Source organism: Sphingorhabdus sp. SMR4y, from assembly GCF_002218195.1.
Classification (GTDB): Bacteria; Pseudomonadota; Alphaproteobacteria; order Sphingomonadales; family Sphingomonadaceae; genus Parasphingorhabdus.
This window is the reverse complement of sequence record NZ_CP022336.1, coordinates 1,509,042-1,530,000: the sequence shown is the minus strand read 5'-3', so window position 1 is coordinate 1,530,000 and position 20,959 is coordinate 1,509,042. Positions and strand designations below refer to the sequence as shown.

Sequence of the window (20,959 nt, the reverse complement as noted above, 5' to 3'; positions counted from 1 at the left end):
CAGCTGGGAGAGCACCTGCTTTGCAAGCAGGGGGTCATCGGTTCGATCCCGATAGGCTCCACCAGTTTTTGCGACTAGAAATCATGCGGGGCATGATTTCAGCAAAAACTCCCCAAGCGAAGCGCAGGGTACGCAGGCCGTCAGGTCGCACCCGGCATTCGTCATTTCTCCAGAGATGAAGACAAAAGTTTCCTGCAGGTTCCGATCTGCAGGCGAATGAGGTTTCGACCTCTCTTTGACATTGTGAATGGGTTTTTTTAATCGATGCCGTGGCAATTTTGCGGTTTCGGTTCGGCGGTTTTTCGCTGGATTGGAGCATCATAATTGGCACAAGTATTCATATTTATGAATTACTAAAGGCTGAGTAATTAATTGTCCGCATCATACAGACAAGGCCGAATTGGTCATCTGAAGCGCTTTTTTATGCAAGGAGCGTGGGAGGATTGTTCCAATCTTGTTGTTGGTGGTGTGGATTCTCAAGCGTGAGGTAAGAGCATTTGGTGGATGCCTTGGCACATACAGGCGATGAAGGACGTGGCACGCTGCGATAAGCGTTGGGGAGATGTGAGCAATCTTTGATCCAGCGATTTCCGAATGGGGGAACCCATCCTCACCATTTACTTTTGTCTTGAAGGGCTTCTGTCCGACAAGGTGAGGGTAAATGGGGAAGGATATCACCGAGTTGAATAAAATAGACTTGGTGAAGCGAACCCGGCGAACTGAAACATCTCAGTAACCGGAGGAAAAGACATCAACCGAGATTCCGTTAGTAGTGGCGAGCGAACGCGGACCAGGCCAGTGCCTGATTGTAAATTAGCAGAACATTCTGGAAAGTTTGACCATAGTGGGTGACAGTCCCGTATGCGAAAATGATCAATCAGGACTCGAGTAGGGCGGAACACGTGAAATTCTGTCTGAACATGGGGGGACCACCCTCCAAGCCTAAATACTCGTATGTGACCGATAGCGAACAAGTACCGTGAGGGAAAGGTGAAAAGCACCCCGATTAGGGGAGTGAAACAGTACCTGAAACCGAATGCTTACAAGCAGTGGGAGCCCCCTTGTGGGGTGACCGCGTACCTCTTGCATAATGGGTCAGTGACTTAATCTATCTAGCAAGCTTAAGCCGTTAGGTGTAGGCGCAGCGAAAGCGAGTCTGAATAGGGCGAATGAGTTAGATGGATTAGACCCGAAACCCGGCGATCTAGGCATGACCAGGTTGAAGGTGCGGTAACACGCACTGGAGGACCGAACCATTTAATGTTGAAAAATTATTGGATGAGTTGTGTTTAGGGGTGAAAGGCCAATCAAGCCGGGAAATAGCTGGTTCTCCGCGAAAACTATTGAGGTAGTGCCTCGGACGTTTTCCTATGGGGGTAGAGCACTGGATGGGCTAGGGGGTCGCGAGACCTACCAAACCTAACCAAACTCCGAATACCATAGAGACAAGTCCGGGAGACAGACGGCGGGTGCTAAGGTCCGTCGTCAAAAGGGAAACAGCCCTAACCTACAGCTAAGGTCCCCAAGTCATATCTAAGTGGGAAAGCATGTGGGAATCCCAAAACAACCAGGAGGTTGGCTTAGAAGCAGCCATCCTTTAAAGAAAGCGTAACAGCTCACTGGTCTAAATAAGGGTTCCTGCGGCGAAGATGTAACGGGGCTAAAGATATGCACCGAAGCTTAGGGTTCAGAATTTATTCTGAGCGGTAGCGGAGCGTTCCGTAAGCGGATGAAGCCGAAGGGTAACCGACGGTGGACGTATCGGAAGTGCGAATGCTGACATGAGTAGCGACAAACAGTGTGAGATGCACTGTCGCCGAAAGCCCAAGGGTTCCTGCTTAAAGCTAATCTGAGCAGGGTGAGTCGGCCCCTAAGACGAGCCCGAAGGGGGTAGTCGATGGGAACACGGTTAATATTCCGTGACCTGGTGGAATGTGACGGATCTCGTGTGTTGTCTGATCTTATTGGATTGATCAGGCTTCGAAGAGGTTCCAGGAAATAGCTCCACCATATAGACCGTACCCGAAACCGACACAGGTGGGCAGGTAGAGTATACCAAGGCGCTTGAGAGAAGTATCCTGAAGGAACTCGGCAAATTACCTCCGTAACTTCGGGAGAAGGAGGCCCTGCCAGAAGGCAACTTTTGGCAGGGGGCACAAGCTGGGGGGTAGCGACTGTTTAGCAAAAACACAGGACTCTGCTAAGTCGGCTTCAAGACGACGTATAGGGTCTGACGCCTGCCCGGTGCTCGAAGGTTAAGAGGAGAGATGAAAGTCTTGAATTGAAGCCCGAGTAAACGGCGGCCGTAACTATAACGGTCCTAAGGTAGCGAAATTCCTTGTCGGGTAAGTTCCGACCTGCACGAATGGCGTAACGACTTCCCCACTGTCTCCAGGATATGCTCAGCGAAATTGAATTCTCCGTGAAGATGCGGAGTACCCGCGGTTAGACGGAAAGACCCCGTGCACCTTTACTGCAGCTTCAGAGTGGCATTAGGAAAGAATTGTGTAGAATAGGTGGGAGGCTTTGAAACTTGGGCGCCAGTCCGAGTGGAGCCATAATGTGAAATACCACCCTATTGTTTTCTGGTGTCTAACCTAGATCCGTTATCCGGATCAGGGACCCTCTGTGGCGGGTAGTTTGACTGGGGCGGTCGCCTCCTAAAGAGTAACGGAGGCGCGCGATGGTTGGCTCAGGACGGTTGGAAACCGTCTGTTAGAGTGCAATGGCATAAGCCAGCCTGACTGCGAGACTGACAAGTCGAGCAGAGACGAAAGTCGGTCATAGTGATCCGGTGGTCCCTCGTGGAAGGGCCATCGCTCAACGGATAAAAGGTACGCCGGGGATAACAGGCTGATGATTCCCAAGAGCTCATATCGACGGAATCGTTTGGCACCTCGATGTCGGCTCATCACATCCTGGGGCTGGAGCAGGTCCCAAGGGTTTGGCTGTTCGCCAATTAAAGTGGTACGTGAGCTGGGTTCAGAACGTCGCGAGACAGTTTGGTCCCTATCTGCCGTGGGCGTCGATAATTGAGAGGAGTTGACCCTAGTACGAGAGGACCGGGTTGAACATACCTCTGGTGTACCAGTCATGCCGCCAGGCGTGCTGCTGGGTAGCTATGTATGGACGGGATAACCGCTGAAAGCATCTAAGCGGGAAGCCTCCCTCGAGATAAGTTATCATAGAGTCGTGGAAGACCACCACGTTGATAGGCTGGGTGTGGAAGTGCGGTAACGCATGAAGCTAACCAGTCCTAATTACTCAATTCGCGCTTGTAGAATCCCGCCATCAACAACAATGTTGGAAACAGCATGTTGCCGGATGAACGGACAATTAAGCTCGGCCCATGGTCAATATGCACGGCTTCAAAAAACCGTGCATCATCTTGCCACATCGATTAAATAACCCGTGATTACAGCTTATGCGCCTGCTTCATTGCTTGGTGGCCATAGCGCCTGTGCCCCACCCGATCCCATCTCGAACTCGGCCGTGAAACCAGGTTGCGCCGATGGTACTTTGTCTCAAGGCATGGAAGAGTAGGTCGTCGCCAGGCATTGCAGCAGGCGCATGAACAATAGTCACGCGGAAATAACCCATTCACCTTTTCAAAAGCGGCCTGTCCCTCAAAGGGCCGGCCGCTTTTTTGATTCTCTGGTCCGGCTCTATAGCCCATCCAGAAACGTTGGCGCGGGATGGAGCAGTCCGGTAGCTCGTCAGGCTCATAACCTGAAGGTCGTAGGTTCAAATCCTACTCCCGCAACCAACATTCCCCACTCCCTAATTATAAAGCCCGCCAAGGCTGAATCCCGGTTGCTTTGCCTATGCTGACCTCGCTGCGGCATCATTGCTGCACGATGCGCCGCGGTCCGCGATCAATGCCATCTCCATTCTGCCAAAAAAAAGCCTCGCTGGCATCCAGCGAGGCTTTTTTTGTGGGTTGGGAAACGGGGAACGGCAGCTGTTCCGGCCACGCTCAGCGTGGTAGCTTGCTTTCGCCCATCAACTGAAGATCCACGGCTCGCGCGCATTGGCGGCCTTCGCGGATCGCCCATACGACAAGGCTCTGGCCCCGACGCATGTCTCCGCAGGCAAACACGCCGTCCTTGCTGGTGGTATAGTCCACAACATTGGCCGCGACATTGCCGCGCGCGTCCAGTTCGACCTCCGACTGGTCGACCAGTCCCATCTGGCGCGGACCGACAAAGCCCATGGCCAGCAGGATCAGGTCGGCCTTCAAAGTGAATTCACTGCCTTCAATCTCCTGCATCTGGCCGTCTACCCATTCAAGCCGAACGCATTCCAGCCCTTCGACATTGCCATTGGTCCCGACGACCCGTTTGGCGAGTATCGCCCAGTCGCGTTCGCAGCCTTCCAGGTGGCTGGACGAGGTGCGGAGCTTCAGGGGCCAGTCCGGCCAGGAGAATGTCTTGTCTTCCTTCTCCGGCGGCTTGGGCATGATCTCGATCTGTGTGACCGACGCGGCCCCCTGGCGATTGGATGTGCCGACGCAGTCGGATCCGGTATCGCCTCCGCCAATGACGATGACATGCTTGCCGGTCGCACTGATTGTGCCGCGCGGCGCGGCACGCATTTCATCATCGCCTGCATTGCGCTTGTTCTGCTGGGTCAGAAATTCCATTGCGAGACGGACCCCGGACATTTCATAGCCCGGAATATCCAGCATGCGCGGTTTTTCGGCACCCCCGGACATGACCACTGCATCGTAATTTTCCTGCAGAGATTCGACCGAAACGGACACGCCGACCTCGGTGCTGGTGCGGAATTCGACGCCCTCGGCTTCCATCTGAACGAGACGCCGGTTAATCAGATGCTTTTCCATCTTGAAATCGGGAATGCCGTAACGCAGCAGTCCGCCCATCCGGTCATTTTTCTCGAATAGAGTGACATTGTGGCCGGCGCGCGCGAGTTGCTGGGCGCAAGCCATGCCTGCGGGACCAGAGCCGACAACGGCGACCGACTTGCCGGATTTCTTTTCCGCTATCTGGGGCGCTATCCAGCCTTCTTCCCAGCCGCGATCGACAATCGCGCATTCTATTGATTTGATATTCACCGGTACGTCGTCGATATTCAGCGTGCAGGCCGCTTCGCAAGGGGCCGGGCAGATCCGTCCGGTAAATTCTGGAAAATTATTGGTCGAATGCAGCGTTTCGAGCGCCGTTTTCCAATCATCTTCATAGACCAGATTGTTCCAGTCGGGGATGATATTGTTCACCGGACAGCCATTATGGCAATAGGGAATACCACAATCCATGCAGCGGGCCGCCTGGTCCCTGATTTCCGATTCCGGCAGCGGAATCGTGAATTCCTTATAATGTGTCAGCCGCTCCTTGGGATCGGCATATGCCGCTTCCTTGCGGTCTATCTCGAGAAAGCCTGTTACTTTACCCACGGTCTACTCCAATTTCTTCGTTCATTCTGCAGCGACGATCGTCTCAAGACGCTCGGCTTCGAGTTGTTTCAGGGCCGACGCGTAATCGCGCGGCATGACCTTCACGAAACGGCCGAGGGCTTCATCCCAATTGTCGAGAATTTCGCTCGCCCTCGCGCTGCCGGTATAAAGCTTGTGACGCTCCAGCAGAATCCGCAGCCGTGCTGCATCGTGATAGAGCATGTCGCCCATGCCATAGTCGTTCACATCGACGGGAAGCTGCTGCGGCAATGCCGTGTCTTCTCCGTCCTCGGCGTCGGCTTCGATCGTCTCGATGTCGACCATTGCCATGTTGCAACGCTGACGGAACAGACCGTCCTCGTCATAGACATAGGCGACACCACCGGACATGCCGGCCGCGAAATTGCGACCGGTTTTGCCGAGCACGGCAACCACGCCACCGGTCATATATTCACAGCCATGATCGCCGGTGCCTTCGACAACCGCGACCGCGCCGGAGTTGCGGACAGCAAAACGCTCGCCGGCCACGCCGTTGAAATAGGCTTCGCCAGCCACGGCACCATAGAGCACGGTATTGCCGACGATGATATTCTCGGTCGGATTGCGATCGACATGAGTGGGCTGTTTGACAACCACGCGGCCACCGGACAGTCCCTTGCCGACATAGTCATTGGCATCGCCGACCAGTTCGGCGGTCACGCCATGAGCGAGAAAGGCCCCGAAGCTTTGCCCCGCAACACCTTCGAATTGCAGCTGGATCGTATTGTTGGGCAGGCCGGCATGGCCGTATTTTTTAGCGACCTCGCCCGACAGCATCGCGCCGACGGTCCGGTTGACGTTTTTGACCTTGCGTTCGATCTTGACGGTCTGGCCATTGTCGAGAGCCGGCGCTGCGGCCGCGATCAGATCCTTGTCAAGCGCGGCATCCAGGCCATGGTCCTGCGTCATCGTCTGATAGAGGGTTTCACCTTCCGGCAGCACGACTTCGTGCAGCAGGCGAGACAGGTCGACGCCTTCGGCTTTCCAGTGACGCAGAGCCTTGTTCATGTTGATCCGGTCGACGCGGCCGACCATTTCCTCGATCGTGCGGAAGCCCATTTCGGCCATGATCTGGCGCAGTTCTTCCGCCACGAAGAAGAAATAGTTGATCACATATTCCGGCTGCCCGGTAAATTTCTTGCGCAATTCCGGATTCTGGGTCGCAACCCCGACGGGGCAGGTGTTGAGATGGCATTTGCGCATCATGATGCAGCCTGCAGCAATCAGGGGCGCGGTGGCAAATCCGAATTCGTCGGCGCCGAGAAGCGCGCCGATCGCGACATCGCGACCGGTCCGCAGGCCGCCATCGACCTGCACAGAAATCCGCGAACGCAGTCCGTTCAGCAACAAGGTCTGCTGGGTTTCTGCCAAGCCGATTTCCCATGGCGATCCGGCATGGGTCAGCGAGGTCAGCGGCGATGCTCCGGTACCGCCGTCATAACCGGAAATCGTCAGATGATCGGCGCGCGCCTTGGACACGCCGGCGGCAACCGTGCCGACACCCACTTCGGAAACCAGTTTCACCGAAACACGGGCACCGGTGTTCACATTTTTCAGATCGTGGATCAGCTGCGCCAAATCCTCGATCGAGTAGATGTCATGATGCGGTGGCGGCGAGATCAGTCCGACGCCCGGTGTCGAGTGGCGGACCTTGCCGATATTCTTGTCGACCTTGCTGCCCGGCAGCTGGCCTCCTTCACCGGGCTTGGCGCCCTGGGCCATCTTGATCTGGATATCGTCGGCATTGACCAGATATTCGGCGGTCACACCAAAACGGCCGCTGGCCACTTGCTTGATCGCCGAGCGCATGCTGTCGCCATTGGCCATGGGCAGGAAGCGATCCGGCTCTTCGCCGCCTTCACCGGTATTGGATTTGCCGCCAATCCGGTTCATCGCGATGGCAAGCGTCGTATGTGCTTCGCGGCTGATAGAACCGAAGCTCATCGCCCCTGTGGCAAACCGTTTCACAATTTCAGAGGCCGGTTCCACTTCGGAAATGTCGAGCGGTTCATCGGCCTTGGTCAATTCCATCAGTCCGCGGATGGTCAGCAGATGCTCGCTCTGTTCGTTGACCGATCGCGCGAATTCCGCATAATTTTTCGGGTCGTTTCCGCGCACAGCATGCTGAAGATTGGCGACATTGGCCGGCGTCCAGGCATGATCTTCGCCGCGAATCCGGTAGCCGTAGATACCGCCGACATCGAGCATGTTCCGATAGATCGGATTGTCGCCATAGGCTTCGCTGTGGCGGGACACGGTTTCTTCGGCGATTTCCGCCAGACCGACGCCTTCGATCATCGTCGCCGTGCCGGTGAAATATTTCTCGATAAATTCGCTGCAGAGGCCGACCGCATCAAAAATCTGCGCGCCGCAATAGCTCTGATAGGTCGAGATGCCCATTTTCGACATGACCTTCAAAATGCCCTTGCCGATCGCCTTGATATAATTCTGCTCGACCTGCTGCTGGGTCAGCGGCAGTTCGCGACGAACGCGGATTTCTTCCAGCGTTTCAAAAGCCAGATATGGATTGATCGCCTCCGCACCATAACCCGCAAGCACGCAGAAATGATGCACTTCGCGCGCCTCGCCTGTTTCGACCACGAGACCGGTTTGCATACGCAGGCCCTGACGGACCAGGTGATGGTGCACAGCGGCGGTGGCGAGCAAGGCGGGCATCGCGATTCGGTCGGGGCCTTTGGCCCGGTCGGACAGAATGAGAATATTGCGGTCTGCAAGCACGGCTTCCGTCGCCGCCCAGCACATTTCCTTCAGCGCCATTTCCAGGCCGGCGGCACCGGTCGCTGCATCCCATGTAATGTCGATAGTCTCTGTCCGGAAAGCGCCATCGAGCGCTTCTTCAACCGAACGGATTTTCAGCAAATCCGCATTGGTGAGGACCGGCTGGTCAACCTCGAGACGCTTGTGCGTGCCGGCGTCATGACCCAGCAAATTGGGGCGGGGGCCGATCATCGAGACCAGCGACATCACCAGCTCTTCACGGATCGGATCGATCGGCGGGTTGGTGACCTGGGCGAAATTCTGTTTGAAATAATCATACAACAGGCGGGGCTTGCCGGACAGAACGGCAATCGGTGTGTCGGTACCCATCGACCCGATCGGATCGATCCCGTCGCTCGCCATGGGCTCGAGGAATTTTGTGATATCTTCCTGAGTATAGCCGAACGCCTGCTGCCGATCGAGCAGTGCGGCGGGATCTTCAAGCCCGTTGCTCTTTGGCGCATCGACGTCGTCGAGATCGTCGAGGTCGAGATCTTTCAGGTTATATTGTGTTGATTCCAGCCATTTCGCATAAGGCTTGGCCTGGGCGAGATCAGCCTTGATCTCTTCATCCTCGATGATCCGGCCCTGTTCCATATCAATGAGCAACATCTTGCCCGGCTGCAAGCGCCACTTGCGGACGATATTGTCTTCCTTGACGGGTAGGACACCGGATTCCGACGCCATGATCACATGGCCGTCATCGGTGACGCAGAAGCGGGCAGGGCGCAGGCCGTTGCGGTCCAGCGTCGCGCCAACCTGGCGTCCGTCGGTAAAGGCAACGGCAGCCGGCCCATCCCATGGCTCCATCAGCGCAGCGTGATATTCGTAGAAGGCCCGGCGGTCGGCATCCATCGTCGGATCGCCGGCCCAGGCTTCCGGAATCAGCATCATCACGGCATGGGGCAGGGAATAGCCACCGGCGACCAGAAGCTCCAGCGCATTGTCGAGGCAGGCTGTATCGGATTGGCCGTGCGGGATCAGCGGCCACATCTTGTCGAGATCGGAACCCAGCAGATCGGATTCCATGGTCCGGCGCCGGGCGTTCATCCAGTTTACATTGCCACGAACCGTGTTGATCTCACCATTATGGGCGATGAAGCGATAGGGGTGCGCCAGTTTCCACGACGGGAAGGTATTGGTCGAGAAACGCTGATGGACCATGGCCACGGCCGAGGCGGTAAGAGGGTTCTCCAGATCCTTGTAGAAGGATCCGACCTGATCGGCGAGCAAAAGCCCCTTGTAGACGATGGTTTTCGTCGAAAAGGAGGGCATATAAAATTCGGACAGGCCCGGCATGTTGTTCTTTTCCGCGATTCCATCGAGCGGATTGTGTATCTGTTTGCGGACGGCCAGGATCTTGCGTTCGAACGCATCCTGATCGGCCAGCGTTTCGCCTTTGCCAACGATCGCCTGGCGAATCAGTGGCATCTGGTCGAGCACCGCCTTGCCGATGCCCGTGGTGTCGATTGGCACATCGCGCCAGCCGATAAAATCCTGCCCTTCCTTGGCGATGAATCGTTCGAAATGCGTGGTCGCATATTCCGCTTCCGCCGGGTCCGACGGGAGGAAGCACATGGCGACAGCATAGTCACCGATGGCCGGCAGGGTTAGATTTTCGGATTCCGCCCAATCCCGCAGCAGAGCATCGGGAATCTGCAATAATATACCTGCACCGTCGCCCAATAACGGGTCGGCGCCAACAGCACCGCGGTGATCGATATTGACCAGAATCTCCAGCCCACGCTTCACCGTCAGATGGGATTGCTCGCCATTGATATTCGCGACGAAACCGACGCCACATGCGTCATGTTCGTTCTTTGAATCATACAGGCCTTGCGGTGGCGGGAAACTCATATTCCGTCCTCATATTTCGATAGGATGTTTGTAATTAAGATGCTCCTAGATGGATTTTTACGCATTTTGAAGATAAGTTTTATCCAGAGGGGCAAAGAAACATTGCGTGAAGATTGATTGCCGCTACGGATGGCGGGGCAATCCCGATTAAATATGTCAGGAATTGCCAATCTTGCCGCCTGTCAAAAGACAGAGCGGAGAGGCAATCTTCTCGCCAGGGCGGCATGGCGATTGCCGAAAAAGCCCGTTTGCGGCATGGACCAATCCGTCAATTTTTAACGATTTATGACGGGACAGTCACGCTTGAACAATATTTTTCCCATCTTTCAGTTCCTGCAGCAAAAGGCCGCAGCGAAGCAGAAAATTGTCCTGATCACGCTGATCGCCGTTACCGGTGCGTCGACGCGTAATCCGGGTGCGCATATGGCGGTCGCGGAAGATGGCTCGTCTGTGGGGTCGTTCTCCGGCGGATGCGTCGAGGCCGCCGTGGTCGCCGAAGCTCTGGATGTCATCAAAGGCGGTCAGCCGCGCGAGATAAGATTTGGGGCTGATTCTCCCTATCTTGATATCCGGCTGCCCTGCGGTGGTGGCATCGACCTGCTTTTCACGCCGATAGCAGATGCAGCGATGGTCACTGACAGTTTTGGCCGGATCGAGCGGCGGGAGCCATGGACGCTCATTCTCGACCGGCAACATGCTGGCTTTCGCTGCGAAGCAGGGGCGGACCACCGGGCAGCGGTGGAGCGGTCCGACCAGCAGATTCTCGTGCATCATATTCCAGCCGCGAAGGTCGCCATATTGGGACATGGTCCATCGGTCGAAAGTCTAGCCCGGCTATCCCACAGCTATGGCATCGACTGCGCTGTCCTGTCCTCTGACGCCGGTGTCATCGATATGGTCAAGAGCATGGCGATGTCCGCCGATCTGCTGAAAACGCCCCGGCCAACGCCGCTGCTCGATCCTGATCCGTGGACGGCCTGCATTTTCTATTTTCACGATCATGACTGGGAGGCGGCATTGATGAAGCAGGCCTTGTCTTCGCCTGCCTTCTTCGTCGGAGCGATGGGCAGCCGCCAAACTCATGCACATCGCCTGCAAAATCTGGCTGAAATCGGCGTTTCGGCAGAGGAAAGCGACCGGATGGTCGCACCGATCGGTCTGATCCCTTCGACGCGAGACCCGGCGACGTTGGCCCTGTCGACTTTGGCGCAAGTGGTGGAAAGCTACCATCAGCATTTTGGTTTCAGGACATAGTCGACCATGGCAGTTCGATGTTCCTTCCGTTCCCAATCTGGAACAGGGTGGAGAGATCAACGCGTTTATTTTCCGGGGATTGATATGAAATATAGTCTGGTTTCGGTTCTTGCGACCCTGTTTGGTTCTGGAGCTGCATTGGAGCAGGACAAGCCGGACGAGAGGGAATGGGCTGTCAAAGCCCCCGCCGGCGCGACGATCAGGCAGGTGCCGATAAATGTCGACGAGGGCAGCTGGATCGATGTCGATATCAGTCCTGATGGCCGAAGGGCTGGCGTGGGATGTGCAGCCGCGGTTTTCGCCTGACGGCAAGCGCATTGCCTTTACCTCTGATCGCGGCGGTGGCGACAATATCTGGATCATGAACCGCGACGGCAGTGACAAAAGACAGGTCACCAAGGAAGAAATCCGTCTGCTCAACCAGCCCAGCTGGAGCCCAGATGGCTGCTATATCGTCGCGAAAAAGCATTTCACCACAACGCGGTCGTTGAGAACGGGCGAAATCTGGCTTTACCATGTTTCCGGCGGCGGCGTGCCGCTGGTCAAAAAGCCCAGCGAAAACACCAGAAGGAACTCGGCGAGCTAATCTATGCGCCCGATGGCAAGAAGGTCGCCTTCGTTCGCCGCGAAATGACGCGGTCCAAGCTTTATGTGAAGGATCTGGAATCCGGTATCGAGCGCAAGGTCTATGACGATCTCGATCAGGATGTGCAGGAGACCTGAACGGTGACCGGCGTCTATCCGAACATGGACTGGATCCCCGATAGCCGCGAAATCATCTTCTGGGCTGGCGGCAAGATCCGCAGGCTATGATTGAGGTGGTGACAGGCTTCAGGAAACGTGCGGCTTACTGGTGGGAGTGAACAATCACCGGGTATAGGGCTCTAGTACCGAGCCACGTCTCATTTTCAGAGCAAATGAAATTCGCCAAGAAAAAAGAAACAAGATAATCTATATTTAATTACTCTATTAAAAATTCTGTAATTACATGAACGTTGGTTTAATGAGCGTAGGCTTTCACTGAACGCTGTATGAATAGAGCGTTCAGGAACTCGGTTCGTCTCTCTTTTTCCCTCATTCTGTCTCTGGTGCGGGATACGAGTGTCATTTTCCGGTGTTTATTGCGCACCACATTAGGAGATACGAGATGACCACGAGCACCAGGATAACTAGAAATATCAACAAGGGGCTTGATAGTGATTTGCCGGCAAGGACTGCCGGCAGTCTGTCTATGATTAGCATTGTCGCGATTTCGGTCGGCATGGTTGCCGCACCTGGGCACGCACAGGAAATGCCCGCACCAACACCGCCAAAAATGACTGCGCCGGTTCTGGCTCCGCCAGTGGCATCGCCACAGCCTGCGCCGACGGCTGAACCGACAATCACCCCTACTATCGCCGCACCTCCCACCGCTAGCCCGCCTGCAGTGGAAGCAAAGCCTGAGCCGGCGGTTGCTCCGGAGCGGGCAGAAGATCTGGTGCGCCGCGGTGGTTTCGATGCAGAAACTGTCGCACCTGAAGCGATGGCACAGATCGAACGGGAGGAACAGGAGCGTCAGACTGCTGCAGCCAAGGCTGTAGAGGCGAAAACACCGGCAGCTTCGGCCGGCGCACAAGAGAGGCCGGCCGATGCAATCGCTTCCAATAGTCCTGCTGCGAGCGCTGTTTCAGGACAATCAGCGGCTCCCACAGATGGAGAGACTGTTCCGAGTTCCGGCAGCGAAGATTCGGCTGCAATGGTTGCTGCCGCCTCCGGGGTTCAACCGTCAACTGAGGTCACAACCTCGCCTCAAGTTCTTTCCAGAGAGGCCGACGCCGACTGGGGTCTGCTAGCCGCACTCGCAGCCTTGCTGGGCGTTAGCGGGGCCGGGGCTTACGCAGCCAGCCGCCGACGCAAAAGCAAGGGTGAGGCCGCAACCGCTGTCCATAGCAACGAGCCCCTTCCAGCTTCGCTGACCGCGGCAGCACAGCCTGACCCGGCCCGGGAAGCCCTACGGGCAGATCTTGATCCGGTAGCGGATCAGCAAAATAATGCGGCCGGGATGCCGAACAACGAGGCGGTCCCCCAGTCGAATTTCGCCGACCTTACCGACAGTCTGTCGGCATTGGGGACAGCTTCTGGTAACCCCGACCGCAGCGTGACACTCGGCCATCGCCGGGTCGCCGCAGCGCCAAAACCTTATCTCGCCCAAGCAGATCTGTCGCGCAAAGCGGGATATTTCACGGCCAATGTCGACGCGATGCCGACGCCGCAAAATCCGTTCCTGACTCGTCAGAAGCGCCTGAAACGGGCCCGCTATCTGGACGGCAAGCTGGCCGCGCTCAACACCGAAACACGCGAGAAATTCTCGCGCGTCACCGGTGAGATGAAAGTCTCGCGACCGCTGGAACCGGCATTTAGTTAGGCCTGAAAAATACAACAGGTCTAATGAGGGTGGTCCGGTCGATCCGGGCCACCCTTATGCGTGCAATGAGAATTCTGATCGCACCTGGAAAAGCTTTTCCTACATGTGTTACGATATTTTATCTTCCTGACAGATTTCTCGCCGCATCCGAGACAGGCTCTTTGACAATCTGAAAAATTCCCAAACCCTCGACCAGGCGTCGATCAGTGCCGATATCTCCCCCGTGGTGTCATGTTGACGGGCCAGCGCGGTTTCAGGAAGGGTCGCCATAGTGAGCGTTGTGGCATATCGGATCATGAAAACCTCTTCAGACTAGTAAATTGAGTAGAGGGTCGCACATGCAGCATAAGGGGGTAACTGCCTTGTAGTTCAGCTTCATGCAGGTGTTTTTCGGTCAATTGCAAAAATGCAACTCGCAGGTGCAGCATTTCATATTGCAACTTAAAGGTCGCCGGCCATAGTTGCAGGACGAATTTAAAACCAATGGAGTAAAACCATGCGTAAACTGACATCCCTCATCCTCGCGGCTACCGCGCTGTCTTTCACTGTTCCAGCTGCTTCGGCTGCCGAAGTTGAGCGTAACGATCGCCTGTTCGATGCTAGCGGCGCCAGCGTCGCCAAAGTAAACCGGGTTCTGGATTCCGGCGATCTTCTGGTCATCTACAAGGGCAAGGTCCGTCGCATCGAAGCTTCGACCCTGTCGAACACCGACGGCAAGCTGGTCACCAGCCTGACCAAGAAGGAAATCCGTCGTCTCGACTAGGCACATCGTTGCTGACATATAATCTGCAGTGATTGTCACTGCTACAGAAAGCCGGTGCTTCCCCTCAAGCGCCGGCTTTTTTGATCTTCGCAGCGGTGGCCAGATCTTCCGGGCGGTTGACGTTGATGAATGGTCGGCTGTCGGGCCAAGTGACTGGCGTCGCTTCACATTGGCGCGTAAGCCAATGCAGGGAAGGGGCACGCTCGCCGGGTTGGGAGATCGTTCCGACGGCATTGACTACATCGCAACGCCAATAGGCAAAGGTCGGATGGATGCGTTCCTGGTCCTGCGCCACGGTGCAGGTGCCGTTCGCCGACAGCCGCTTGATAAGATCGGTCGGCGCGTGCGGCGCGTCGACGGGCAGGGTGACAAACCCGCTACAGTCTGACTGCAAGTCTGGTAATGTAGCCGCGATCGATAAGACAGCGCCGACCGGACCGTCCGGCGCATCCGGTTTGTCGTTGATGACTGCCAGTCCGGTTCCGTAATCGTGCCGCCCCGATAGCAAAATCCGGTCAGCCACACCGGCAAAACGGTCAATCAGTCTGTCGATCAACCGCTGCCCTTCAAAGTGGACGATCGCCTTGTCGCTTCCCATGCGGGTTGACTGGCCGCCGGCTAGAATGACAAGGCATGAGGGCGTGGTCTTAATCATTTGGGAGATCCGGCTGAAACATGGAGTTCCAATCTGGACTCAGCTGCCCACTCTGTCCAGCAATTCTCCGATAAGGTCTCTTGGAGTGCCGTCAGTCGGTCGTTCCCGATTGGCGGTTTGGGCAAGCTCGGCTTTCAGTCCCCGGTCAAGCAGCTGACGGTTTTGTCGGCGGCTCTGAGATCCTGATTGGGAAGACGCCCATTGTCGTTCGCTCTGTCGATTCGGCTTTTCAGGGTAAATGAAGCCGTTTACCGGAAAGGCAGTCGTGCCCAGCTTGCCGATCGGTGCATACCAGATACGCACCTTGCTCCAATCATTGGCTTCCGAGACATCCCGAGCCGCAACGCGGCGTTCGATCTGCCCGCGCCGACCGTTGATCGGTGACCAGTTGGCATGGCTGATCAGAATCGTGCGATCATCTACAATCTCCCGGACAACGGCGACATGGCCAAGTCGCATGGAACCATGGCTCGGCAATGACAGGACCGCGCCCTCTGCGGGCATCGTTCCGCGTTGATAGGCCCCTTCCGCCTGATCCCACCAGCTGTGGGCATCGCCATAGATCCTTATGCCGCTGAGTTCACGGGCAAAGGGGACGCATTGCAGATAATCATTTGCATGGGCCGGCACAGGCATCATGAGCGCCTGCAAAGCCAGCAGGATCGGAATGATCGCGTTGCGAATGGTGATTAATATGTCTCTGAGAGCCGGTCCGTTCATTGCAACAGCGATAGCGATCCGGCGAAAAGCCGAAGCTAATGATCATGGTGAATCATCCGTAAACCATATTTGCCTCTTGGGTCATCTTACCGGCGGGTGACGGTTCCGTCCGACACTTCGAAATGCAAGGCATCGGCCGGAATGTCTTTGAACAGGTCGGGTTCGGTGCCCGTCAGCCAGACTTGACCGCCTCTTTCTGCCAGCTTGCCGAAGAGTGCTGCCCTGCGTTGTGGATCCAGATGGGCGGCGACTTCATCGAGCAGCAATATCGGCCGGGCGTCACGCCGCTCGGCGATCAGATCCGCGTGGGCCAAAATGATCGAGAAGAGTAACGCCTTTTGCTCGCCGGTGGAGCATTTTTCGGCAGGCTGCTGTTTCGCCGAATGAATCACATGAAGGTCAGTTCGATGCGGGCCTCTTATGGTGCGGCCAGCCGCTCGGTCGGCTGCCATGTTCTGCTGTAGCATCCGATACAATTGCTGTTCGCTGCGCATCTGCCCATCCGCGAGTTCCACGGTTGGAGTGGCGAATATATTGCTTTCTGATTGCTCCAGTCGGTGGTTCAATGCGGCTATCATCTGCCCGCGGGCCTCTGCGACATAAGCCCCATATTGTGCCAACTGGGTATCCAGGCCGTCGATCCAGTCCTTGTCCGCCGGATAGGGATCGGAGAGTAGCTTGTTCCGTTCGCGTCGCGCCGCTTCATAGCGGGCGCAATTGCGCGCATGGGAAGGTTCCAAAGCTGTCACGAGCCGGTCCAGAAAATTGCGGCGCCCTGACGCACCTTCCGTGAACAGCCGGTCCATCGCGGGGGTCAGCCACAATATCGACAACCACTCAGCAAGATCGTTGGTCGGGACCGTTGCCTCGTTGATCCGGGTCTTGCGTCGTTCCGGTGTCTCGATGCTGGTGCCGCTTCCCAGATGCACATCGTCGAGTTGCGCGGCGACGGCAAAATCGCCCGGGCCACTTTGGCGGGCGATGTCTCTCAGCGCCGCGCGTCTCAGGCCGCGGCCAGGTGCGAGTAGCGACACGGCTTCCAGAATATTGGTCTTGCCAGCGCCGTTGGCGCCACTGAACACCATGAAACCGGGCGCGGCGTTCAGGCGCAATTCCGCATAGTTGCGGAAGTTGTGCAAAGTGAGCTGAGACAGGGTCATCACAGCGCTGGTCACTAGCTTTCGTCCAACGCGATTAGAAGCGAATTCGGAGCACAGCCCACAAATGACGGCTTCCGGAACAGGCGATCCCAATAATTAGTGAAAATTACTAAGTATCGGTCAATCGCAATTTTCTAAGCGAAAGGAATTTCAGGCAAGGCATTGATTATAAAGATTATTATAGAAATGGCACGGGTCCTGCAATGTATCAGGCATCTTCGCAGCGATGCGAAAACAGATTCAAGATGAAAGGAAATCCAAATGTTCTCGAATATCTCCGCAGCCGTCGCCGCCATTTTCTCTGCCGCTGTACTGGTTAGCGCCAGTGTCGGGCCAGCCGTTGGCAATGTCGCTTCGGTCGTAGCCTAATCCACTTTAATTCAGGAAAGTACAACTCATGTCACACAATCTCCAAAACTCCTTCTCTGCCGCCTTCGCCGCAGCCGTTTCAGCCGCCTTATTTGTCGGCGCAAGCATTTTGCCAGCCGTCACTAACGCATCGTCGATGGTGATCTGATGGCCGCTAAAAACAAAAGCTCCGACCCAGTATCCGGCAGCTGGCCGGAACCCGTCTCATCCAGAAAAGAAAGCAAGCAACCCATGAAAAATAAACTGAAACTCGACAAGGCCAACGGCAAGCTGATGGGCGTCTGCTCCGGCTTGGCCAATTGGAGCGGTATGGATGCCAATTTGTTGCGCATCATCTTCGTTCTTGCAACGATATTTGGCTTCGGTTCCGCGATTATCATCTATCTGGCGATTGGCCTGATTGTCGACTGACCCAGGCATTCGGGCAGAGCCAGATGATATAACATACGGAAAATACTGTCCAATATGCATAGACCGCTCTGACTATTCCGTGTAATCGAAGATTTAAACATTCGTATTGCAATAGTCGGAGCGCAGATGTCCGCCGGTCATCATCACGGTCATTTTACTCACAGCCATCATGATCGCCACGGCCCACACGGCCATATGCCGACAAATTTCAGCCGCGCCTTCGCGCTCGGAATTTCGCTCAATATCATATATATTGTCGTAGAAGTCATATTCGGCCTGTTGGCCGGGTCTATGGCATTGTTGGCGGATGCCGGGCACAATCTCTCCGATGTTCTCGGTCTGGCCGTCGCGTGGGCCGGGGCGGAGCTGGCCAAACGACCACCGAGCAAACGGTTTACCTATGGTCTGGGCGGATCTTCTATTCTGGCTGCTTTGCTCAACGGGCTGTTTCTGCTGGTCGCCTGCGGTGCCATTGCATGGGAGGCGATCGAGCTTTTCAGCGCACCCAGTCCGATCGCGTCGACCACGGTCATCATCGTTGCTTCGCTTGGTATTGTCATCAATTTCGGCACCGCAATGCTGTTCGTTCGCGGACAGAAGGAAGACATCAACATTCGGGGCGCCTTTCTGCACATGATGGCTGATGCCGGTGTGTCGGCGGGCGTGGTGGTTGGCGGCATCGCCATCTATTTCAGCGGTTTCAACTGGATTGATCCGCTGATCAGCCTGCTGATTGTTGCACTGATTTTCTGGAGCACCTGGGGATTGTTGTCGGAAGCCGTGCGCATGTCACTGGCGGGCGTGCCGCGTGATATCGACGTCGAGGATGTGATGGAATATCTGGCGAGTTTGCCCGGTGTTGAAACGGTTCACGATCTCCATATTTGGCCGATGAGCACGAGTGAGACCGCCATGACTGCCCATCTGGTTCTGCCGGACGGTCATCCTGGCAAGGGGTTTCTGGCCGAGGTCCAGCAGCAACTGAAAAAGCGCTTTGCTATTCATCATATTACCATTCAGATCGAGCTCGAGGATGAAGAGGCTGATCTCTGCGGGACAGATTGCAGTAGCAGAAAGCAGCGATAGCCTTCACCACTGGCTGATTCCGGCGCTTGATGAGTTCATTCACGACACAGCTCTGACGAACCGGAACATTCTGACTGCGACAAGCTTGACTGCACCAACGGACATCTTTCGTTGCGCGGTGGGAAAATAGATTTATGGTCCCATGTCAGACGCGGCGTTCAGTCCCGCGGGTGGGAGGATGCGTGCACGACGAGATTAAACCGAACTGGCTGTCGGAAATTGTTCGTCGATTTTCTGTGTTTGTTTTTACGGTCAATGGATGGACAGCCGTCCAGGAAAACCCGCCGCCCAGAAAAGCCGTCATTATTGCCGCACCGCATACCAGCAACTGGGATTTCCTTTATTTCTTCGGACTGGTGAACAAGCTGAAAATCCAGTCTTACTGGATCGGCAAAAACACCCTTTTCAAATGGCCTTGGGGAGGCATGATGCGCCGACTGGGCGGCATCCCGGTGGACAGAAGCAAGTCGCAGAATATGGTCGATGCCATGGTCAGGGAGTTTGACCGGCGCGATGATTTTCTCCTGACAATTCCGCCGGAAGGCACCCGCGGAAGCGTCAAGGAATGGCGGACAGGCTTTTACTATATCGCGCTCAAGGCAAAGGTGCCGCTGATCATCGGTCTGATGGACTATTCGAAGCGGAAGGGAGGATTGGGCCCTTCTTTCATGCCGTCCGGCGATTACAAGGCTGATATGCTCAAGCTCAGCGACTTCTACCATAGCGTGACGCCCAAATATCCTGCGAAAGCCATGCGCGATATTGTCTCGACAGAACCAAGGGGCAGCAGCGGCGCAGACCAGAATGGAGAAAGCAGATGAATATGCTTGAAGCTTTGGGGATGAATTTTGCGCTGCTGGTGATCATCATGATCGTCCTGTGGCTGATATCGATACGGATCCGTGACGTCTCGTTTATCGACGCTTTCTGGGCCTATGGCATGGCGATCATGGCCAGCGCGTCCTTCGTGCAGACCGATAATCCGGGGACATTGGCCTATACGATTTGGGCGCTGACGGCACTGTGGGGCATCAGGCTGGGAACCCATCTGTTCCTGCGCTGGCGCAAGGAAGGCGTCGATCCCCGTTACAAGAAGATAATGGGCCGCGCGATGGAAAAACAGGGTATGAGTTTTGCCAGAGCGGCTTTGCTCAAAGCGTGGGCCATGCAGATCCCGTTGCTGTTCATCGTCTGTCTTCCAGCCCAGTTGGGCATATTGCTGGCGGGTGCCGATGGCCTGTCCCTTGTTTCGATCATCGGGACGGTAATTGCGCTGGTAGGCATCGGTTTCGAAACTATTGGCGATATGCAGCTCAAGGCTTTCAAGGCCAATCCCGCCAGCAAGGGAAAAGTGCTGGATAGCGGACTATGGAAATATACCCGCCATCCCAATTATTTTGGAGATTTCTGCGCGTGGTGGGGGATCTGGCTGGTAGCTGCCCCGATGGGTTGGCCGGTATGGCTGGCGGCAATCGGACCCTTGTTCCTGAGCTTCACGTTGATGAAATGGAGCGGGGCGCCGCTTCTGGAGAAAAGCCTGAAGCAGAACCGGCCGGATTATGCGGATTATATCGAGCGCACTTCGGGATTTTTTCCAATGCCGCCCAGGAATGCCGCCAATAAATGATCAAGGGCGTTCACCACATTGCTATCGGTGTGCCCGACATCGAAGCGGGACTTGCCTTTTACCGTGACGTGATAGGTTTCGATCTGGACTGGCGCAGCGATATTCCGTCGGATAATGCCAAGGCAGGAGCGGCCGTGGGGCTTCCGGGTTTCGAAGCCAGAATGGCTATGTTGAAGGGCCCCGACATCAGTCTGGAGCTATGGCAATATAGCAAGCCTGTGCCCCGGAATATGCGCGGTGAACCATCCGATCTGGGCTATCCGCACATGGCTTTGGCCGTCGAGGATATCGAGACGGAATATAGCCGCCTTTCAGCAGCAGGAATGACATTTGTTGGACCGCCCGTCGATTTCGGCAAGCAGAAAGCGATCTATGGCCGGGACCCGTTCGGAAATATTATCGAACTGCTCGAGGAGGCCTGAT

Annotated in this window: 13 protein-coding genes, 2 tRNA genes, 2 rRNA genes and 1 pseudogene (1 of these 18 running past the window's edge); 13 read left to right on the top strand and 5 right to left on the bottom strand. The window is 55.8% G+C overall.

The window, feature by feature from the left end:
- The 4 genes from SPHFLASMR4Y_RS07255 to SPHFLASMR4Y_RS07240 all read left to right on the top strand — a co-directional run.
- Nucleotides 1-64: transfer RNA gene (locus SPHFLASMR4Y_RS07255), tRNA-Ala, on the top strand (it extends 12 nt beyond the left edge of the window).
- A 413-nt stretch (nt 65-477) separates the two neighbouring features.
- Nucleotides 478-3,280: ribosomal RNA gene (locus SPHFLASMR4Y_RS07250) — 23S ribosomal RNA — on the top strand.
- Nucleotides 3,281-3,441: 161 nt separating this feature from the next.
- Nucleotides 3,442-3,556, top strand: a 5S ribosomal RNA gene (gene rrf, locus SPHFLASMR4Y_RS07245).
- A gap of 133 nt (nt 3,557-3,689) precedes the next feature.
- Nucleotides 3,690-3,766, top strand: a tRNA-Met gene (locus SPHFLASMR4Y_RS07240).
- Between the two features lie 210 nt (nt 3,767-3,976).
- Here the strand turns inward: SPHFLASMR4Y_RS07240 and SPHFLASMR4Y_RS07235 are convergent.
- Nucleotides 3,977-5,413, bottom strand: a complete 1,437-nt coding sequence (locus SPHFLASMR4Y_RS07235; protein WP_089132946.1) for a glutamate synthase subunit beta — start codon at nt 5,411-5,413, stop codon at nt 3,977-3,979.
- A 21-nt stretch (nt 5,414-5,434) separates the two neighbouring features.
- A complete protein-coding gene (gene gltB, locus SPHFLASMR4Y_RS07230; protein ID WP_089132945.1) occupies nt 5,435-10,087 on the bottom strand; it encodes a glutamate synthase large subunit in 4,653 nt (1,550 codons plus the stop codon).
- A gap of 303 nt (nt 10,088-10,390) precedes the next feature.
- Between gltB and SPHFLASMR4Y_RS07225 the strand changes: the two genes are divergently transcribed.
- The 4 genes and pseudogenes from SPHFLASMR4Y_RS07225 to SPHFLASMR4Y_RS07210 all read left to right on the top strand — a co-directional run bounded on the left by SPHFLASMR4Y_RS07225 (nt 10,391) and on the right by SPHFLASMR4Y_RS07210 (nt 14,508).
- Nucleotides 10,391-11,341, top strand: a complete 951-nt coding sequence (locus tag SPHFLASMR4Y_RS07225) for an XdhC family protein (RefSeq protein ID WP_186266067.1) — start codon at nt 10,391-10,393, stop codon at nt 11,339-11,341.
- Nucleotides 11,342-11,425: 84 nt separating this feature from the next.
- A pseudogene (locus SPHFLASMR4Y_RS07220) lies at nt 11,426-12,151 on the top strand (TolB family protein); the annotation flags it as partial.
- 421 nt (nt 12,152-12,572) lie between these two features.
- Nucleotides 12,573-13,745: a hypothetical protein gene (locus tag SPHFLASMR4Y_RS07215; RefSeq protein WP_145955474.1), complete on the top strand. Its 1,173-nt coding sequence runs from the start codon at nt 12,573-12,575 to the stop codon at nt 13,743-13,745.
- Nucleotides 13,746-14,241: 496 nt separating this feature from the next.
- Entirely contained in the window at nt 14,242-14,508 is a 267-nt protein-coding gene (locus tag SPHFLASMR4Y_RS07210) for a hypothetical protein (protein ID WP_089132942.1), read from the top strand.
- 64 nt (nt 14,509-14,572) lie between these two features.
- On the opposite strand, the gene SPHFLASMR4Y_RS07205 is transcribed toward SPHFLASMR4Y_RS07210, so the two are convergent.
- The 3 genes from SPHFLASMR4Y_RS07205 to recF form a co-directional block, all read right to left on the bottom strand.
- Complete coding sequence (locus tag SPHFLASMR4Y_RS07205) at nt 14,573-15,163, bottom strand: molybdenum cofactor guanylyltransferase (protein ID WP_089132941.1); 591 nt, start codon at nt 15,161-15,163, stop codon at nt 14,573-14,575.
- A gap of 39 nt (nt 15,164-15,202) precedes the next feature.
- Nucleotides 15,203-15,883, bottom strand: a complete 681-nt coding sequence (locus tag SPHFLASMR4Y_RS07200) for a CHAP domain-containing protein (protein ID WP_089132940.1) — start codon at nt 15,881-15,883, stop codon at nt 15,203-15,205.
- A gap of 86 nt (nt 15,884-15,969) precedes the next feature.
- Nucleotides 15,970-17,043, bottom strand: a complete 1,074-nt coding sequence (gene recF / locus SPHFLASMR4Y_RS07195; RefSeq protein ID WP_089134750.1) for a DNA replication/repair protein RecF — start codon at nt 17,041-17,043, stop codon at nt 15,970-15,972.
- A gap of 516 nt (nt 17,044-17,559) precedes the next feature.
- On the opposite strand from recF, the gene SPHFLASMR4Y_RS07190 reads away from it, so the two are divergent.
- The 5 genes from SPHFLASMR4Y_RS07190 (at nt 17,560) to SPHFLASMR4Y_RS07170 (ending at nt 20,958) form a co-directional block, all read left to right on the top strand.
- On the top strand, nt 17,560-17,823 hold the full coding sequence (locus SPHFLASMR4Y_RS07190) for a PspC domain-containing protein (RefSeq protein WP_313906764.1): 264 nt from the start codon (nt 17,560-17,562) through the stop codon (nt 17,821-17,823).
- A gap of 126 nt (nt 17,824-17,949) precedes the next feature.
- Entirely contained in the window at nt 17,950-18,909 is a 960-nt protein-coding gene (locus SPHFLASMR4Y_RS07185) for a cation diffusion facilitator family transporter (protein WP_089132938.1), read from the top strand.
- Between the two features lie 182 nt (nt 18,910-19,091).
- Entirely contained in the window at nt 19,092-19,730 is a 639-nt protein-coding gene (locus SPHFLASMR4Y_RS07180; protein ID WP_260807111.1) for a lysophospholipid acyltransferase family protein, read from the top strand.
- Nucleotides 19,727-20,536, top strand: coding sequence for a DUF1295 domain-containing protein (locus SPHFLASMR4Y_RS07175; protein ID WP_313906763.1), 810 nt, complete (start codon nt 19,727-19,729; stop codon nt 20,534-20,536). Before SPHFLASMR4Y_RS07180 ends, SPHFLASMR4Y_RS07175 begins: the two co-directional genes overlap by 4 nt.
- Complete coding sequence (locus tag SPHFLASMR4Y_RS07170; RefSeq protein WP_089132936.1) at nt 20,533-20,958, top strand: VOC family protein; 426 nt, start codon at nt 20,533-20,535, stop codon at nt 20,956-20,958. The genes SPHFLASMR4Y_RS07175 and SPHFLASMR4Y_RS07170 overlap by 4 nt, the downstream gene beginning before the upstream one ends.
- Nucleotide 20,959 lies beyond the last annotated feature (1 nt).

Bases quoted from the DNA above. Each gene is read 5' to 3' on its own strand.
- SPHFLASMR4Y_RS07215 (WP_145955474.1), top strand. From the start codon at position 12,573: ATGATTAGCATTGTCGCGATTTCGGTCGGCATGGTTGCCGCACCTGGG.
- SPHFLASMR4Y_RS07205 (WP_089132941.1), bottom strand. From the start codon at position 15,163: ATGATTAAGACCACGCCCTCATGCCTTGTCATTCTAGCCGGCGGCCAG.
- SPHFLASMR4Y_RS07190 (WP_313906764.1), top strand. From the start codon at position 17,560: ATGGCCGCTAAAAACAAAAGCTCCGACCCAGTATCCGGCAGCTGGCCG.
- gltB (WP_089132945.1), bottom strand. From the start codon at position 10,087: ATGAGTTTCCCGCCACCGCAAGGCCTGTATGATTCAAAGAACGAACAT.
- SPHFLASMR4Y_RS07175 (WP_313906763.1), top strand. From the start codon at position 19,727: ATGAATATGCTTGAAGCTTTGGGGATGAATTTTGCGCTGCTGGTGATC.
- SPHFLASMR4Y_RS07170 (WP_089132936.1), top strand. From the start codon at position 20,533: ATGATCAAGGGCGTTCACCACATTGCTATCGGTGTGCCCGACATCGAA.
- SPHFLASMR4Y_RS07200 (WP_089132940.1), bottom strand. From the start codon at position 15,883: ATGAACGGACCGGCTCTCAGAGACATATTAATCACCATTCGCAACGCG.
- recF (WP_089134750.1), bottom strand. From the start codon at position 17,043: ATGACCCTGTCTCAGCTCACTTTGCACAACTTCCGCAACTATGCGGAA.
- SPHFLASMR4Y_RS07210 (WP_089132942.1), top strand. From the start codon at position 14,242: ATGCGTAAACTGACATCCCTCATCCTCGCGGCTACCGCGCTGTCTTTC.
- SPHFLASMR4Y_RS07185 (WP_089132938.1), top strand. From the start codon at position 17,950: ATGTCCGCCGGTCATCATCACGGTCATTTTACTCACAGCCATCATGAT.